Origin of the sequence: Pseudomonas sp. Root569, assembly GCF_001427465.1 — a bacterium.
GTDB lineage: Bacteria > Pseudomonadota > Gammaproteobacteria > Pseudomonadales > Pseudomonadaceae > Aquipseudomonas > Aquipseudomonas synxantha.
Genome location: NZ_LMGQ01000024.1, coordinates 91,780 through 108,834 on the forward strand (window position 1 = coordinate 91,780; position 17,055 = coordinate 108,834).

The 17,055-nt window shown below is 60.8% G+C and carries 7 protein-coding genes; 5 read left to right on the forward strand and 2 right to left on the reverse strand.

The genetic code is table 11. The annotated features are described in order from the left end of the window. Window positions 1-48: 48 nt before the first annotated feature. From ASD70_RS18030 to ASD70_RS18045, 4 genes are all read left to right on the forward strand, one after another. Window positions 49-2,157 (forward strand): TonB-dependent receptor, encoded by a 2,109-nt coding sequence (locus ASD70_RS18030; RefSeq protein ID WP_056847076.1) that lies wholly within the window; start codon window positions 49-51, stop codon window positions 2,155-2,157. 78 nt (window positions 2,158-2,235) lie between these two features. Next, complete coding sequence (locus ASD70_RS18035; protein WP_046070697.1) at window positions 2,236-3,024, forward strand: ABC transporter ATP-binding protein; 789 nt, start codon at window positions 2,236-2,238, stop codon at window positions 3,022-3,024. Next, the gene (locus ASD70_RS18040; RefSeq protein ID WP_056847077.1) at window positions 3,021-3,968 is read left to right on the forward strand and encodes an ABC transporter substrate-binding protein; all 948 of its coding nucleotides are present in this window, start codon (window positions 3,021-3,023) and stop codon (window positions 3,966-3,968) included. The genes ASD70_RS18035 and ASD70_RS18040 overlap by 4 nt, the downstream gene beginning before the upstream one ends. After that, window positions 3,965-4,975 (forward strand): FecCD family ABC transporter permease, encoded by a 1,011-nt coding sequence (locus tag ASD70_RS18045; RefSeq protein WP_046070695.1) that lies wholly within the window; start codon window positions 3,965-3,967, stop codon window positions 4,973-4,975. The genes ASD70_RS18040 and ASD70_RS18045 overlap by 4 nt, the downstream gene beginning before the upstream one ends. Window positions 4,976-4,977: 2 nt before the next feature. On the opposite strand, the gene ASD70_RS18050 is transcribed toward ASD70_RS18045, so the two are convergent. Then, complete coding sequence (locus ASD70_RS18050; RefSeq protein WP_082561448.1) at window positions 4,978-10,794, reverse strand: DUF4329 domain-containing protein; 5,817 nt, start codon at window positions 10,792-10,794, stop codon at window positions 4,978-4,980. A 135-nt stretch (window positions 10,795-10,929) separates the two neighbouring features. Beyond that, a complete protein-coding gene (locus tag ASD70_RS18055; protein WP_162252755.1) occupies window positions 10,930-15,396 on the reverse strand; it encodes a DUF4329 domain-containing protein in 4,467 nt (1,488 codons plus the stop codon). A 283-nt stretch (window positions 15,397-15,679) separates the two neighbouring features. Here ASD70_RS18055 and urtA point away from each other — a divergent pair, with 283 nt between their 5' ends. Continuing rightward, on the forward strand, window positions 15,680-16,945 hold the full coding sequence (urtA, locus tag ASD70_RS18060; protein WP_046070693.1) for an urea ABC transporter substrate-binding protein: 1,266 nt from the start codon (window positions 15,680-15,682) through the stop codon (window positions 16,943-16,945). The last annotated feature ends 110 nt before the right edge of the window (window positions 16,946-17,055 follow it).

Consider the following 17,055-nt stretch of genomic DNA (forward strand, 5'->3'; position numbering starts at 1 on the left):
TCGCCGCGCCCTGCGGCGAGTACCTGCCAAGAAGCGATTGATCGACCGATGAACAACTACCTTGCGAGCGGCCTGTGCCTGCTCGCCCTGCATGCCAACGCCCAAGCCCTGACCCTGCCCGCCAGCCCCATCACCGCGCCGGCGGTGGATGACGAACGTGTCGACCTGAACACGCCAACCACCACCGGATCGCGCCTGAACCTGACGGCACTGCAAACCCCCGGCAGCGTGGAAAGCCAGACCGGCACGCAGATCCGCGAACGGGGCGATGCCAGCGTGCAAGACGCTATCTCTCGCGCCACCGGTATCAGCCGCACCGGCACGCCAGGGGATGGCGGCACCACGCTGCAGGCCCGTGGCTTTACCGGCCAAAGCTCGGTGATGCAGCTCTACGACGGCAACCGCATGTACACCGGTATGGGCACCTCGACCTTCCCGGTGGATACCTGGGCCGTGGAACGGGTGGACGTACTGCGCGGCCCGGCCTCGGTGCTCTACGGCGAAGGGGCTACCGGCGCGGTGGTCAATACGATCTCGAAAAAACCCTTCGCAGGCGAGATCGAAAACCATATCCGCCTCGGCTACGGCAGTTACGACCGCCAGCAGCAGGCCCTTGACAGCGGCGGTTCGCTGACCGACACCTTAAGCTACCGCCTGAACCTCAACCGCCTGCGCAGCAACGGTTTTATCGACCGTGGCGAGTCCAGCAGCGACTTCATCAGCGGCGCCCTGCGCTGGCAGCCAGCCGACAACCTGAGTTTCACCCTGGCCAGCGACTACGGCGACCAGCACCCGCAAAACTACTTCGGCACGCCATTGATTAACGGCCAACTGCACAAGGGCCTGCGCGACAAGAACTACAACGTCAGCAACGACACCCAGCACTACAACGATCAATGGACGCGCCTGACCAGCGAGTGGCAACTGAGTGATAACCTCAGCGCCACCAACGAGCTTTACTACCTGAAAAACCAGCGTCGCTGGCAGAACGCCGAGAACTACAACTTCGCCAACGGCCAGTTGACCCGCAGCGGCAACTTCGGCATCAAGCACAATCAGGAACAGGTGGGTGATCGACAGACCTTCACCTTCAAGCACAGCCTGTTCGGCCTCGAAAGCCAGACTGTGGCGGGCGTGGAATACAACCGCATCCGCTTCCGCCTGGCGAGCAATACGCCGTTCAATGACGTGTTGGAAAACGGCCAGCCCATCGACCTGCATCACCCCACGCCTGCGCCGTTTGCCAGCCAGGACCCGTTCAAACCGGTGTTCGCCACCACTACCAAGACGGTCGCCGGCTTTGCGGAAAACCGCCTGCAGCTCACGGATAAACTCGCGCTGATCACCGGCATCCGCCGCGACTACGCACACATCGACCGCGACGATCTGCGTACCGGCAGCCAATCCGACAAGACCCTCACCGGCAATAACTGGAAAGCCGGCCTGGTCTACGCCATCACCCCGGATACCTCGGTCTACGGCCAGTACGCCACCAGCACCGATGGCGTCGGCGGGTTGATTTCCCTGAGCCCGAGCCAGCAGCAGTTTGACCTGTCCACTGCCAGGCAGACCGAGATCGGTATCAAACAAGCGTTCTGGGACGCACGCGGTGAATGGACCCTGGCGGCTTACCACATCGTCAAGAAGAAACTGCTGACTGACGTGCCGGGCGAGCCGAACGTCAAGCAGCAAGTTGGTCAACAATCCTCCGACGGCCTGGAAGCCAGCCTCGACCTGCAACTGCCCGGCGCCTGGCAACTGCAAGCCAACGCCGCCATCGTGCGGGCGCAGTATGACGACTTCGAGCAGGACGTCGGCGGTGTGCCGGTTTCCCGTGATGGCAATCGCCCGGTGGACGTGCCGCGCCGCACCGCCAACCTGTGGCTGAGCAAGGCCGTGACCGACAACGTTCGTGCCGGTGCCGGTGTACGTTACGTCGACGCGCGCTATGCCGACATGGCCAACCAGAATGAGCTGCCGAGCTACACCGTGGTGGATGCCACGCTGTCGTGGAAGGCCATGCGCAATACCACCTTGGGCCTGCAACTCAATAACCTGTTCGATCGCACGTATGCGGCCAGCCAGTACAACGATGGGCAGCAGTGGATCCTGGGTGAACCGCGCTCGTTCTTCGTCACCGCTGACTACACCTTCTGACTGAATAAAACACAAACCCCATGTGGAAGGGGGCAAGCCCCTCCCACATGTTGATCTATGGTGGACTTGAGAATACTGATGACCTCACTCACCCTCAGCGAACTGGGCTGGACCCCTCCCGGTCACGATCACTGCCATCACCAGTTCCAACTGCGTGACGCCAGCCTGCGCGTCGCTGCCGGGGAGTTTGTCGGGCTGATCGGGCCTAACGGCAGTGGCAAGACCAGCCTGCTGCGCTGCGCCTACCGGTTCACCCGGCCGGAGCATGGCGATGTGTCGCTTGAACACCAGAACGTCTGGAAGCAAAGCGCAAAGTGGTGCGCACAACGTATCGCCGTAGTGCTGCAGGAATTCCCTGACGCCTTCGGCTTGCGGGTGGATGAAGTGGTCGCCATGGGCCGCACGCCCCACAAGGGGTTGTTTGACAGCGACACGTTGCACGACGGGCAACTGATCCGGCACGCGCTGGAATCGGTCGGCATGCTGGATTTCGCAGACCATGCCTTCGTCACCCTCTCGGGCGGCGAAAAACAGCGCGTCATCCTCGCCCGCGCCCTGGCCCAGCAGCCCCAACTGTTGATCCTGGATGAACCCACCAACCACCTCGACCCACGCTACCAGCTGGAGCTGTTAAAACTCGTCAAGCGCCTGGACATCGGCACCCTGGCGAGCATTCACGACCTGAACCTGGCGGCGGCCTTCTGTGATCGTCTATACGTGATCAACCACGGGCGCATCGTCGCCACCGGCACGCCCCACGACGTGCTGACCAGCGCCTTGCTGCGCGAGGTGTTTGGCGTCGAAGCCTTGATCGACACTCACCCCTTGTCCGGCTACCCCCGAATCACCTGGATAACCCAACCATGATCTTGCGCGCCCTGCTGTCGCTCACCCTGCTGTTCGCCACTGCCCCAGCGTTCGCCGAAGCCACCCGTTACCCGCTGACCATCCAGAGCTGCAACCGCAACGTGACCTTCCAGCAAGCCCCGCAACACGCGGTCAGTCACGACATCAACATGACCCAGATGATGCTCGCCCTGGGGCTCAAGCCACGCATGGCCGGCTACAGCGGCGTCAGCGGCTGGAAGTCGGTGCCACCGGAAATGGCAGCCATACTCGACGGCCTGCCGGAACTGGCAAGCAAGTACCCGTCGGTGGAAACCCTGCTCGACGCCAACGTGGATTTCTTCTTCGCCGGCTGGGACTACGGCATGCGCGTGGGCGGCGATCTCACGCCGCACACCCTGCAACCCTTGGGCATCAATGTGTATGAGCTGACCGAGTCATGCGCGTTCGTGATGAAGCGCCCGGCTGCGAGCCTGGACGATACCTATAACGACCTGCGCAACCTGGGAAGGATTTTCGACGTGCAGGAGCGCGCCAATACCTTGATCGCGCAGATGCAGGCACAGGTGGCGCAGGTGCGAAAAAACCTGCCTGCCGATAAGCCACGAGTGTTCCTGTATGACAGCGGCGAAGACCGCGCCATGACCTCGGGCCGCCTGGGCATGCCACAAGCGCTGATCGACGCCGCTGGCGGGCGCAATATCCTCGATGACATCGACGCCAGCTGGACCCGGGTCAACTGGGAAACCGTGGTGGAGCGCAACCCGCAGGTGATCGTGATCGTCGACTACAGCCAAATCACTGCCGAGCAGAAAAAGCAGTTCCTGCTGAACAACCCGGCCCTGCAAGCGGTGGACGCGATCAAACACCAGCGCTTTATCGTGATCCCCTACGTGCAGGCCACGCCAGGTATCGACAATGTGCTGGCGGTCAAAGCTCTGGCCAAGGGGTTCCACGGCGAATGATTACCCGTCGCTACCTGCTGTTATTGGGCGCCCTTGGCGCGTTGTTGCTGGTCTCCTGCGTAGTCTCTCTGGGGTTCGGCTCGGCGCGGGTTCCGGTGGACATGGTGTGGCGGATTCTGCTGAACAAGGCGTTCGGTATGGGTGCCGTAGACTGGAGCATGGGCCAGGAACATATCGTGTGGCTGATTCGTGTGCCGCGCATGCTGCTGGGGGCGCTGGTGGGCGCCGGGCTGGCGTTGATCGGCGCGGTGTTGCAGGCGGTCACGCGCAACCCGCTGGCCGACCCGCACCTGCTCGGCGTGACCTCCGGCGCCACCCTCGGCGCGGTGATCGTGGTGCTGCATGTGGGTGAGATCATCGGCCTGTTGACCTTGCCCATTGCCGCGTTCGTCGGTGCACTGCTGAGCATGTTGGTGGTGCTGGCGGTGGCCAGTCGCAACGGCCGACTGGACAGTGATCGCCTGCTGTTGTGCGGTGTAGCGGTGTCGTTTGTGATGATGGCGATGGCCAACCTGCTGCTGTTCATGGGCGACCACCGCGCCGCCTCGGCGGTGATGTTCTGGATGCTCGGCGGCCTGGGTCTGGCACGCTGGGAATTGCTGTCGATTCCCGCCGCCACGGTAGTCATGGGGCTGGCCCTGCTGCTGGGTATGGCCCGCCCGCTCAATGCCTTGATGGCTGGCGAACAGACCGCCGTGACCCTGGGCCTGAACGCACGCAACGTGCGGCTCAAGGTGTTCCTGATCGCGTCGCTGATGACCGGCGTACTGGTATCGATCAGCGGCTCCATCGGCTTTGTCGGCCTGATGGTGCCGCACATCGCCCGGCGCCTGGTGGGTGCCGAGCATCGGCGCTTGCTACCCGTGTGTGTACTGCTGGGCAGTGTGTTCCTGGTGTGGGTCGACGTCGCGGCACGCACCCTGATCGCCCCTGAAGACCTGCCGATTGGCGTGGCGACGGCAGCGATCGGCGGGCTGTTTTTTATCGGTCTGATGCGCAGGCGCTGAAATCAGAGCTCATCTTTTTCCCGTGCATACCAGAACTCGTCGATTTGTGACTCTACCCGCTCCTCGTTAACGCTCCAGTGCTCACCCAGCACGCCCGCCCGCGACCAGAAAAAATCGGTGACCAGCACAGAGAGACTGCCTTGGGCCCTCAGCCGACTGATCAGCACTTTCGGGTCCGGCGGTAAACCCGGGCTGAGCAGCGTGGTTTCAGCTTGGGTAAAGGCCGGTACATATTTGAGCAAAGCACCGCCCCGGCAGGAGAGATAACAACTCTTGGCATCGGGAACATTATTCTTGATCACCGACACAGCGTTGCGCAGGTCGTCCTTGGAAACGAAGTTGTGCAAAAGCGCTTGGTCTATCTGTTCAAAGCTGGAAGCTGAACGGATGGACTGATAGAAGAACTGCACAGCGGCAATCTTGTAGGTGCTCAGTACATTGGTCACAGGTACTTCCAACCCGGCATGAGCGCCGCGGAATAACCGCACCAGGGTCGTTATACCGCCTGCATCCTGGTCCTCCACCGGATCGATCGCCACATACCCCTGCGTACTCTCCGGCGTCAATACCGCGCCCAGGTACTGCTTGGCCTTGAACGGTGCCACCAAGCTCTGGGCATAACGGGCAGCGTCATCGGGGTAAAGAAACAGCGGCCCGCAAAACGAATGAAAATAGGGGGCATCGGCAAACACATGGGGGGCTTTCTTCGGTTCCCAATCGCCAGTGACCCGCTCTGCCTTGCCCCAGATTTCACTGGTGACTCGGATATCCAGCTCTCCGGCACTCGCCAGGCGGCGCACGTAATCGCGCACTTTGAGAGTACCTTCAAGCAGCTTCGTGCGATCCAGATGTGCCTCACCGGTCACCGGATACAATGGCGCACTTTTGGGAAACACATACTTGAGCAACGCACCGTCACCACACAACAAATAAAGCGGCAAAATATTACCGTTGCGTGCATAAGTGAGGAAGTTGAGCGCGCTGGCGATGCGATGGGGTGGGAAGAAACTGTGCGCCATTTCATCATCCGCAGGGGCGATGGCAACGTTGGAAGCGTAAAGATACAGGCCATCAATCACATAACCCTGAGGCAATTTCCCGTCGACAAATACCTGCCTGAAGTCGGCAAAGTTTTCTCGAACCAGCGCCAAGGTTGTCATGTACAGCGGCTTGTTCACTGACTTCAGTACGTAACCGAACGCCACGTCTGTGTGCGGTTTGCCCAAACGCTGGGCGTAACGGACAGCATCGTACGCCTGGGTGAAGAGGGGACCGCAGGGCGGATCGAGGAACACCGCGCGAATATCCCTGGCGTTGACTTGAAGTTGATTCGGTAAAAATCTCGCCATGATCGTTCTTGGCGGCCCCCATACCCGACCCCCCTCTACCACACGCAATTGACCAGCCTTTGCCACCTCAGTCACAAAGTCCTGCGGCAAGAGTGCCCCGCTGCGTATTTGCTGTTCGATGAGGTTATCGCCGTAATCCGCCCTCACCGGATTCAGGGGTGCCAGACGCTGCATGAGTAACGACTCCTCGGCGGCGCTGGACAGTTGGTAACTGAGGATCGAGCCCCTTGCGCCGAATACGTACTCCCGGTTGAGATGGCGCTCACGGTGCAAGAAGGATCCCAGCACTGCACTCGGTATCATGGTTTGGTAGATGGCTTTTTGAGTCGCGGACAGCAGCAGCGGTAACTCCTGATCCACCAGGGACCGATACCGCGCCACAATCGTACTGCCTCCCGGATACAACCCCGCCGCGACCGCCTGCCCAGGGTAGATCCAATTCAGCGCAAACCCCTGGGGCGGCAGCGCCAGGGGTTCCGTCGCTGCGAACAGCCCATTGACCAGCCTGAGGACCACGCCGCCATAAGCCCGACGATAGCCATTATCGAGCCTCGCCGCAGCGTGGCGGGCCGCATCATCGGCATTGGCGAAGGAGGGGCTCAAACGCCGCGGCATCAAAGTTTCGTAACCGCTCCATGTGATGGAGACCAAGCCTTTTTTATCCCAATACTGACTGGTACGCACCACATCAAGCATGCCTTTGAGCGCCCACTCCCTGAGGAAATCCAGGGGGAGCTTGCGACCTGAGTTCAACAGTTCCTGCGCCTGGGTCAATAACGTATCTGCCGGGCCGCCGCTGCTTACATCAAGGGGCGCGGGCACATACCGCAACAACGCACCATCAAGAGTCGAAAAATACATCGACGGTTTTTTCGCACCCGCTCGATCAGCGGCATAGAGCGCGCTATACAGCACATCCGGCGTGACAAAAAACAGCGTCAGCCATGCGTTCGACGTGTTCAACCCGGAAGGCGACCACTGCTGCGAGCGAAACAGCCCGTGCACTTCAAACCCGTCGGGCAGCCGATAGCCGCCGCCATCCTTGAGCTCAAACAAGCGATTGAGATTGAACAGCTTGGTCTGAGCGGCGACACCCACGACCTCACTCGCAATGTACTGTTCCTGGTCCTTGTGCTTGAGGATGAACGCAAAGCAGGCCGAATAGGCGAAATTGCGCCCGTGCACGCGCCCATGCAGGTTGCGCGCGGCCTCATCGGCGCTGGCAAACACCGCACCGTAGGTGACGTAGTCAGGTGGGCCCGATCGAGGGGCGTAGGTATAGTTGGGCGTCCAGTCGTTGTAGACCACCGAGCGCGGCCCCCACAACGCATTGCCTTGAATAATCCTGAAGTCTCCCGCCTCGGCCAGGCGCCAGACCCAATCGGCAGGTTTGATACGCCCACTGTCGAGGCGTTTACCGAGGCTGTCTTCACCGGCCTGCGGGCTGAGGTTGGCCAACAGCAACATTTCCTGGGACGAGTTGTTCGGGGTGTATTCCAACAGACAGTCCTGCGCCCCCGACAGATACGCGGGCCGGCCAGCCGGGATGATCGAGTAGATTTCGGCAGTGCTGAACACTTGCTGGTTGATCTGCGCTTCATCGCGAGTCCAGCCGCGCTGTGCCACCGCCACCGGGTCAGCCATAGACAGCGCCAGGTGCGAGCCGTAGCGCGCATACAGCACATAGGGTTCCGGTGGGATCAACGGCCCGGCGTGGCCCAGAGGAAAAAACAACGTAAAGGCAAAGGGGTTGGCGGCGCTGGCGATGGGTTCGGTAATGACAAAACGTCCGTCTTCCCCCTTGAGCACATAACCACCGTAGTAGCGATCACGCCAGTTACCAATTTGCTCATGGGCATACACTGCCGCATCCCGTGCCGAGAGAAACGAGCGACTCAAGGTCGCCGTGTAGAACGACGTCAACAGGTCGGAGCGGTTATCCACACTGCCCACCTTGCGCCACAAGCCACCGGCCTGCACCACCGACAGTTCGGTTGCCGCAATGACCCTGCGCACATAGTCGCGCGGGCTCAGGGTGCCGCTGAGCAGCGCGGCCTGTGCACCGTTGTCGTTCAACTCGCCACCGCTGCCCTGCCGGACCAACTCACTGGCGGGTGTGGCCTCGGGCACCTTGAATGCCAGCAGGGCACCGTCCGAGGCTTGCATATACAGGGACAATCCACGGCCCGTGTTCTGTAACTCCAGGGTCGCCCGCGCCTGACGGGTCGCCGCCACCACCTGCGCCGGTGTAAAGAAAGTACTGGCCAGCCACTTTTCCCGCGCCGCGACTTCATGGGTCTCGTAAAAACTGGTGAAGTAGATGGCCTCCAGCCGGTAGTGGGAAGGCAATCGAAGTTTGCCGTCGGGGCCTTTAGGAAACACCCCGTCGAGCGAGAACAGCGGGTGACGCTTGGGCAACGCCAAGGTCGCAACGTAGGCCTCCTCACGGCTGTGCTTGAGCACGAACCCTACCTTGGTGCCTTGGTCGGTCGCACCGGAGAGCAACAGTGCACGCAACACGGCCGCTTCAGGGGTTGGAAACACCGCGGTGAAAAACGGCAGTTGTTGCCCGGTCATCGCCGCCGTCCTGATCCGCCAGCCGTGGTTGATGCGGCCGCGAACGCCGCCCCACACAGGGTTCGCGATCACCACCCAGAGTTCGCCGGCCTCGGCCAGTTTCCAGATCAGATGTTCGAAATCGCTGCTGGGCTCAAGCGTCCCATCACGCAACTGCTGCTCCAGTTTTTTTTCCGTCGCAGAACCGCTGCTGACATATTTGAGCAACACGTTATCCGGCCCGGAAAAATAGTGAGTCTTGGCAAACGCCCGCTGCCTGAAGCTGAAGAGTTGGTCCGCCACCGAATAGTAGTTGTTGAACAGCTGCACCTGGTCAGCCGTGAAGCTGGGAAACATACCCTGGATTTGCGCGGCATCGGCAGGATGGGAATGGTAGAAGGCCTCGGCGACATAATCGTCAGGGGCGATGAAGTGGCCTTCATCGTCCTTGGCCAACACTAGCCCATGATCAAAGCTGTTGCGTTGGTCCGCCACAGGATCGGTAGCGTAATAGCGGCCGCCGCGCTTGAGAATGACGCCGCCGTACTCGACGTCGCGACGCTGGCCGATGGCTGCGTGTGCCCAGCAAGCGGCGTCGTCGGCACTGATAAAGGCCGGGCTCAAGCTTAGTGGCAGCGTTTCAGCAGCCGGGGGTTCAACAGCGAACCGTCCCGCCCGTTTCCATACTGTCCCGGCCTGCACCACGGTCAACTCACCCAAACTGGCCATTTTCTCGACAAACTGGGCAGGGGTAAACCTGGCCTCTTTCATTCGCGTTTCAACCACGTCCCCGGCATCAGAAAGGAACTGGGCTTCTGCCTCAGAACCGGAAAAGGTGTAGGACAATAACGCGTCATCGGCACTTCGCAACATCAGCGTCAGACGCCGGTGCGAGTCGTATAACGCAGGGTCGGCACGCCACTGGGCAAGGGTGGCAGCCAACAGTGAGGGGGTGAAAAAATACCGATGCTGCCACGTTTCTTTCGGCTGTATCCGACAATAAACCCTATCAATCCGAAAGTTGGACGGCAGGCGTACGCGGCCCTCGGCGCGTTTCATAAACAACGCTTCGGGTGCCACGAGACGTTGCTGTTCCCAGGCGGGAACAGGGGCGATGTATTCGTCCTTGCCGATGGCCTTGAGTACATACCCGAACACGGGCTGGGCCGACGCGGCGGTATTCACCGGCAGCAGCTTTTCCAGGTCCCGACCTGGGAATACCGACGTAAACAACGGGTGCAGTGCCTGCCCCCCGACCAAACGGTCCCCCATGCGCCAGTCTTTGTCGACACGCCCGCGTACACCGCCCCAAACGGCGTTGGCCACCAGGACTGAAAACTCGCCCGCTTCGGCCAACTGTGGGATGACGTCTTCGTGCACATCCATATCCCTGGGGTCGCCATCGTCCAAGCGCTTTAAAAACGCCAGCTCCTTGGGCGAACCACTGGCCACGTACTTGAGCAGCGAGCCTTCGGGCCCGGACAAATAATGGGTGCCGGCGATGTGACGAAAGCCAATCATGACTTTCATGTCGGGAGGCGAAAAAAACCCGAGCAGGAGCGTGCGCTCATCAGCGGTAAAGTGCGTGCCCTCATACGCCGCGTAATCAAGCGGATGGGAATGATAGATTGCCGTGCACGTATAACTCGGCGGCAAGATAAGCGTGCCGTCATTTGCCGTATCGAAGACCTCGTTCAGGGTAAATGACGAGGCCTTACCCGGCTGTGGTGTGGTCGCGAAATAACGGTTCTTGTGCTTGAGAATCACCCCGCCATATTCTCTGTCGCGCTGACGGCCTATTTGCTCATGCACCCAGTACGCGGCGTCGTCGGCACTGATAAAAGCTGCGCTGAGAGAGGTAAGCGTCGGCGGCGGCGGTGCCGGTGGATCAGCTGATTGCGTGCTATCCGTCATGGCGGATCTCCCTGAAAACGGTTGAATGAAAGCTGGAAATTTTCAACCGTCAGCAAGACGCACAGGCACAACATAGTTATCGCATGGTTTAAAAACCGATACCGCCGACAGGCTGTCCAGTCTCAACTATTGCGGTTAAAACTCATCCTTCTCCCGATGAAAACCGTCCCCCGGCGGCGCATCCTGCACCGTAGGTGAAGCCTTGGCGACCGGTGCCGCAAGCTCATCGCCGATCAGCCCTTTGCGCCTCCAGAAATGACCGGCAAGCACCACATTCAAGGTCTTGTAGGGTGCCATCAGCCGCAGCATCTCGCGGGCGTCATAAACACCTATGTGATTGAACTGGTGGACCATCGTCTCCTCCTGCGAATCGACGCTGTAGTCCGGGGTATACCTGAGCAATGCACCATCGCGGGTCGAGAGGTAATAGTTCTGAATGTCGAAATAGCCCCTCAGGCCCCGGGTGTAGCGATGGATGTAGCTCCAGGAAATGAAGTTGACGCCCAGAGACGTGGCGGCGTCCTCCTTGCCTTGGGCAAAGTCGGATTTGTACAACTGGTGAGTCATCACCACCCGATGGCCTTCGGGGTACTCAGGCAGCGGAACTTCATGGTCACTGGTCGAGGCCCTGCTGACTTTCCAGAACAAGCGTTCCTCGGCGCTGGGCACCGCGTCGGGGTCGTTGTCTGGCAGAGGTTCGACGGCCACATAGGCGCGGCGTTGCAGATCCTCAAGAATCGCCCCAAGGAAATCATCGCCCTGGTACGGCCCGACCAGACGCTGGGTGTAACGGGCGGCATCGTCGGAATGCACAAAGACTGGGCTTAACGCCAGACGATGATCATTGGAAGCCGGCACAGGGGTCGCCCTGCGCAGGGTCGCCTCAACAGAATCCCGCTCGCTTGCGGGCCTTGAGCCATCGAGTTGCAAAAGCGTGCCGTCGGCACATAGGACATAGAGCGGTACATGACCATAGCGGGCTGCAGTCGCCGCCCCTGCCGCCAAGTCCTGGGGCCGCAAGCCACTGTGTACCGAGCTTGGCCCTTTGGCCTGCGGCTCAATGCGCGCGCGCAAATACAGGCCGTTGACTACAAACCCCTGGGGCTGCTGCCCATCGAGCAATACACGATTGAGCGAGAACCCGGCGGCAGCCTCCATGGACATCGGCAGGCTCGCCATGAAATGCGCATGACTTGCCGCCTTGAAAATAAACCCGCACGTGTGCTGCTCCCGCTCCTGGCTCAGGCGATGCACGTAACGCACGGCGTCCGCCGCCTGGGTGAACAAGGGGGTCAAGCCGGTATCCGCTTGCACAGGGCTGCCGGACGACAAGTCCAACCGCACCTCATAGGGTAAAAACGACACCACAGGTCGCGGGTTACCCCACAGTTGGCTGCCCTGCAAGACGGCCAACTCCCCGGCGTAGGCCAGACGATTGACCCATTCGGCCGGTTGCAAGATGCCGGCCCGAATCTGCTCTTCGATCGGGTTATACAGGTGCCATGGTGCTTCAGCGGGAGCCACGTTGAGCTCAGCCGCCAACGCCTTTTGCGCTGCATTGCCGGTGAAGCGATAACGCAGCAGCGCGCCATCGTTGCACAACAGATAATCAGTGCGCGGCGACGCCGCCTGCTGCGACGGGTCCCTGAGCACATCCGCCACAAACGCCGTGGAGTACATGTTGCGGTAGACATTCCATTGCGTATCCGTGGTCGGAAACTGCGGCTCATACGCGCTGCAACTATGATAAAAGGCGACCACGGTACTGCCCCCCAGAAACAGCCCTTTATCCACCAGCTCCCTGGAGCGGACCCACTGCACGTCAAAGTTTTCCACATGCACCACCAAAGGCTCGGTGGCGACAAACAGGCCTGCGGTCGAGCGCAGGATCAGCCCGCCATACACCTGGTCACGCCGGTCGCCCAAGCGAGTGGAGGCATACCGCGCCGCATCATCGGCACAGGAAAACGCCGGGCTCAGGCGCCGACGCGTCATGCCAGAGAATGGCGCCCAACTGGGGTTAATCTGACCGGGTTGGTCCCAGCACTCACTGGCATCGACCACGCGTAACGCGCCCGCGCTCGCAACGTGCCGGACAAAATCGGTGGTGGACAGCTCGTCACTGTCGAGGCGGCGCTTGAACGACGCCTGGCCGGCTTGCGCATCGGCACCGAACAGCCGGTCATCGGAACCTGCGTCATACGCCAGCAAGGCGCCTTCAAGTGTCGCAATGTGCAGCGTTAATCGCTGCGCCAGCGGCAAGCGCCTGGCCCCAACGTTGTCGTAAATGGCCGCCTGCAAATCCCCAGGGCCGATAAAGTGCCGCGCCAGCCAGCCTCCCGAAGCGGTTGCCGAATCAGGCACACGCACGCTGGACAGGTAAAAGCTGTCGACTTCAAACCCAGCCTGTTGCAGCGACTCGGCAAAGCGGCAGGTATGCAGCAGTTGATCGAGCCATTGCGGGGCAACCTGTTGTGTGGTCACGTACTGCGCCAGTGAGCGATGCCTTAGCACCACTCCCAGGCCGCTGGGGGGACGACCATAGCGATCCAGGATGCTCTTGTGGGCATTACGCACGGCGTCCACCGCCGAGGCAAAAACCTGACTGAGCAAAGGGGTTTGCGGCAGTCGCGTGATATCGACGGTGTCACCCGGTTGCCAATCCTCGGGCAAGGGTCCCACGGCGCCCCACAGGCGTCCGGCAACCACAACACGCAGTCGCCCGGGATAGGCTTGTTCACGCACGAAGGCGCTGGGCAACAGCTCACCGCCCGACAAGGCGCGGGCCACCGGGCTGTGGCCCTGCACGGGTGTCACCCGCTCCAGCAACTCACGTTCGGTATAGGTCTGCAGGTCTTGCGTGGTGTAGGCCAGCAGGCTGTCGACCGAGCCAGACAGGTACCCGCAAGCTACCGCCTGGCGGTTCGAGAGCAAGGCATGGATATCGGTGTCCATGTACATCTGCTGCGCAACCTGGGCCTCGCTGGCACTCAGGCCCTGCGGCGCCTCGGACATAGCCCTGGAGCAGAACAACGCGTGCAGTCGACAGCCTGGGGTCAGCATGATCAGAGCACCGTGCTCATCCAACGGATAGACCGCATCCAAGGCAAAACGCGGCCGCTGAGTACTTACAGGCTGCGTGACGATAAAGCGCTGGTCGGCCCGCTGCAGGATCAATGCGGCGTAGTTGCTCAAGCGTCCGTAGTCCACTTGCGCATGGGCATACCGCGCCGCATCGTCCGCCGTGACAAACGCCGGGCTCAATGGCTGTTGCCTGATCGAATACGGTTGCCAGTCCTGGGTCAGCGTGGTTTTTTCGTCCCAGACCTGGCTGGTGCGGATCACCGCCAACTGGCCGGCCTGGGCAACGCGCAGGACATAATCGCGCGAGGCCAGGGCACCGGAGGCCATGCGCTGCTCGCTGCCGTCATCACTGAAGCGGCCAGGTGCAGGCTCGGTAAACAGCGTCGCCTCCTGGGCCGACCCGCTAAGCCGGTAACGCAATACGGCGCGGTCGCTGGTTTTGAAATACAGGTCCATCGGCGAATGCTGGTCGCCCAAGTCGGCATTGACCTTTAGCTGCCCGATCCCCACCGCCAGTTGCAACGCCGAAAACATCGACTTGTATAACCAGGGCTCGGGCACGCTGGATAGCCCTCCCACCTTGTCTGGCACCACGACGTAGGCACCTTGTAGAGCGCAATGCTCAGGCAGCCTGAGACTGCCGTTATCATCGACAGGAAAGAGTACAGCTGGCGAGAACCACGGTGGAGTTGCCGGCTCCGGCCAAGTGGCCACATAGCCCTGGGTACTTTTGAGAATAAACCCATGGGTCACCGCCCCGGCTGGCGCGCGGTTGTCCAAAGCAGCCATGGCCGCTTTGTCGGCCAGTGCAAACACTCGGGTACACAAAGGTAACGCCTCAACCCTTGAGGTCACGGCAGTACCTATCTCCCACCCAGGCTTGACCCGGCCCCGTACGCCTCCCCACTCTTGATTGGGCACCACCACCCACAGCTCGCCCGCAGCGGCACTTTCCTGGCTTAACGTATGTACATATTCGTCGCGCGCGGTGCCCTGGATGTCTTCCAACAATCGCTCAAACAACGCATGTTCGGTGGCACTACCGCTGCAGACATACTTGATCAGAGACCCGTCCGGCCCCGACAAATAATGCACCGGCACCCCCGCGCCCAGGTTGAGGTTAAACAGCATTTCCTCGGGGAGGAACGAACCCAGGAGGAAGCGCGTCTCGGCATCTGTCAACCCCGTTGCGCGCACTTGACCATGCCGCGCAGCATGAGAGTGATAAATCGCAACCACCTCGAACCCAGCGGGTGCGATAGGGTAACCAACCTTGTCTGCCGGCAGCACCTCCTCGAAACGGAAAATGAACGCTTCACCGTGTTTGGGGGCGGTCGCGCGGAAATAACCTTCTTTGTCTTTCAAAATCACACCACCGAATTCCCATTCCAGGCCATGGAGGATTTGACGGTGCGCCCAGTAGACGGCGTCGTCTGCACTGATAAAAGGCGGGCTCAGAGGCGGCAAATGAACGGCCTGGGTTGACGGGTGGGCTGCTGTACCGGGGGTCTTGTCCATAAAAGCTCTCGCGAAAAAGGAGCGAAGGCGCATCGCGTACGCCTTACCTGAACCCTCATGCTGGAACATCCCTGCACGGTGCTTGCGCTGCATATCTATCTCCATGCCCCGTTTTAGCGCTCTGCATGCACTTTGCGGGTATTGCGGCGCCAAGCTAGTGCACGCCCTTGCCAACGCCCGCAGCAATCGATCAACGACACCGGTGGTTTGCGCCGCAGGCACAGCCTTTGCAAAGTCCTGTGTATCTGCCCTCATAAAAATATCGGTTTACGGAGATCGCACCATGCAGCGTCGTAGCTTGATCAAGGCTTTTACTTTGTCGGCATCCCTGGTTGCCATGGGCTTGACCTGGACCGTACAGGCCGCCGAGACCATCAAGGTCGGCATCCTGCACTCGTTGTCCGGGACCATGGCGATTTCCGAAACCTCGCTTAAAGACATGGCGCTGATGACCATCGACGAGATCAACGCCAAGGGCGGTGTGAACGGCAAGATGCTCGAACCGGTGGTGGTGGACCCTGCCTCCAACTGGCCGCTGTTCGCCGAGAAAGGCCGGCAACTGCTGACCCAGGACAAGGTGGCCGTGGTGTTCGGCTGCTGGACCTCGGTGTCGCGTAAATCGGTATTGCCGGTGTTCGAGGAACTCAACGGCCTGCTGTTCTACCCGGTGCAGTACGAAGGCGAAGAGATGTCGCCCAACGTGTTCTATACCGGTGCGGCACCGAACCAGCAGGCGATCCCGGCGGTGGAGTACCTGATGAGCGAAGAAGGCGGCGGCGCCAAGCGTTTCTTCCTGCTCGGCACCGACTATGTGTACCCACGCACCACCAACAAGATCCTGCGAGCGTTCCTGCATGCCAAGGGCGTGGCCGACAAAGACATCGAAGAGGTCTACACCCCGTTCGGCCATGCCGACTACCAGACCATCGTTGCCAACATCAAGAAGTTCTCCGCTGGCGGCAAGACCGCGGTGGTCTCCACCGTCAATGGCGACTCCAACGTGCCGTTCTACAAGGAGCTGGCCAACCAGGGCCTGAAGGCCACCGACGTACCGGTGGTGGCGTTTTCGGTGGGCGAAGAAGAACTGCGCGGCATCGACACCAAGCCGCTGGTGGGCAACCTTGCGGCGTGGAACTACTTCCAGTCCGTGGAAAACCCGGTGAACCAGAAGTTCGTCGCCGATTGGAAAGCCTACGCCAAGAAACACAACCTCCCGGGGGCGGACAAAGCCGTGACCAACGACCCGATGGAAGCCACCTACGTAGGCATCCATATGTGGGCCCAGGCCGCAGAACAAGCCAAGTCCACCGACGTCGACAAAGTGCGTGAAGCCCTGGGCGGCCAGACCTTCGCCGCACCGTCGGGCTTCACCCTGACCATGGACAAGACCAACCACCACCTGCACAAGCCGGTGATGATCGGTGAGATCCAGGCCGACGGGCAGTTCTCGGTGGTGTGGCAAACCGAAGCGCCGATTCGGGCGCAGCCGTGGAGCCCCTACATTCCGGGCAATGACAAAAAGCCGGACTATGCCGTGAAGAGCAACTAAAGCCCACCACAGATCAAAAATGTGGGAGTGGGCTTGCTCCCGATAGCGGCGGGTCAGTGATACATGCATTGCCTGACGCACCGCCATCGGGAGCAAGCCCCCTCCCACAG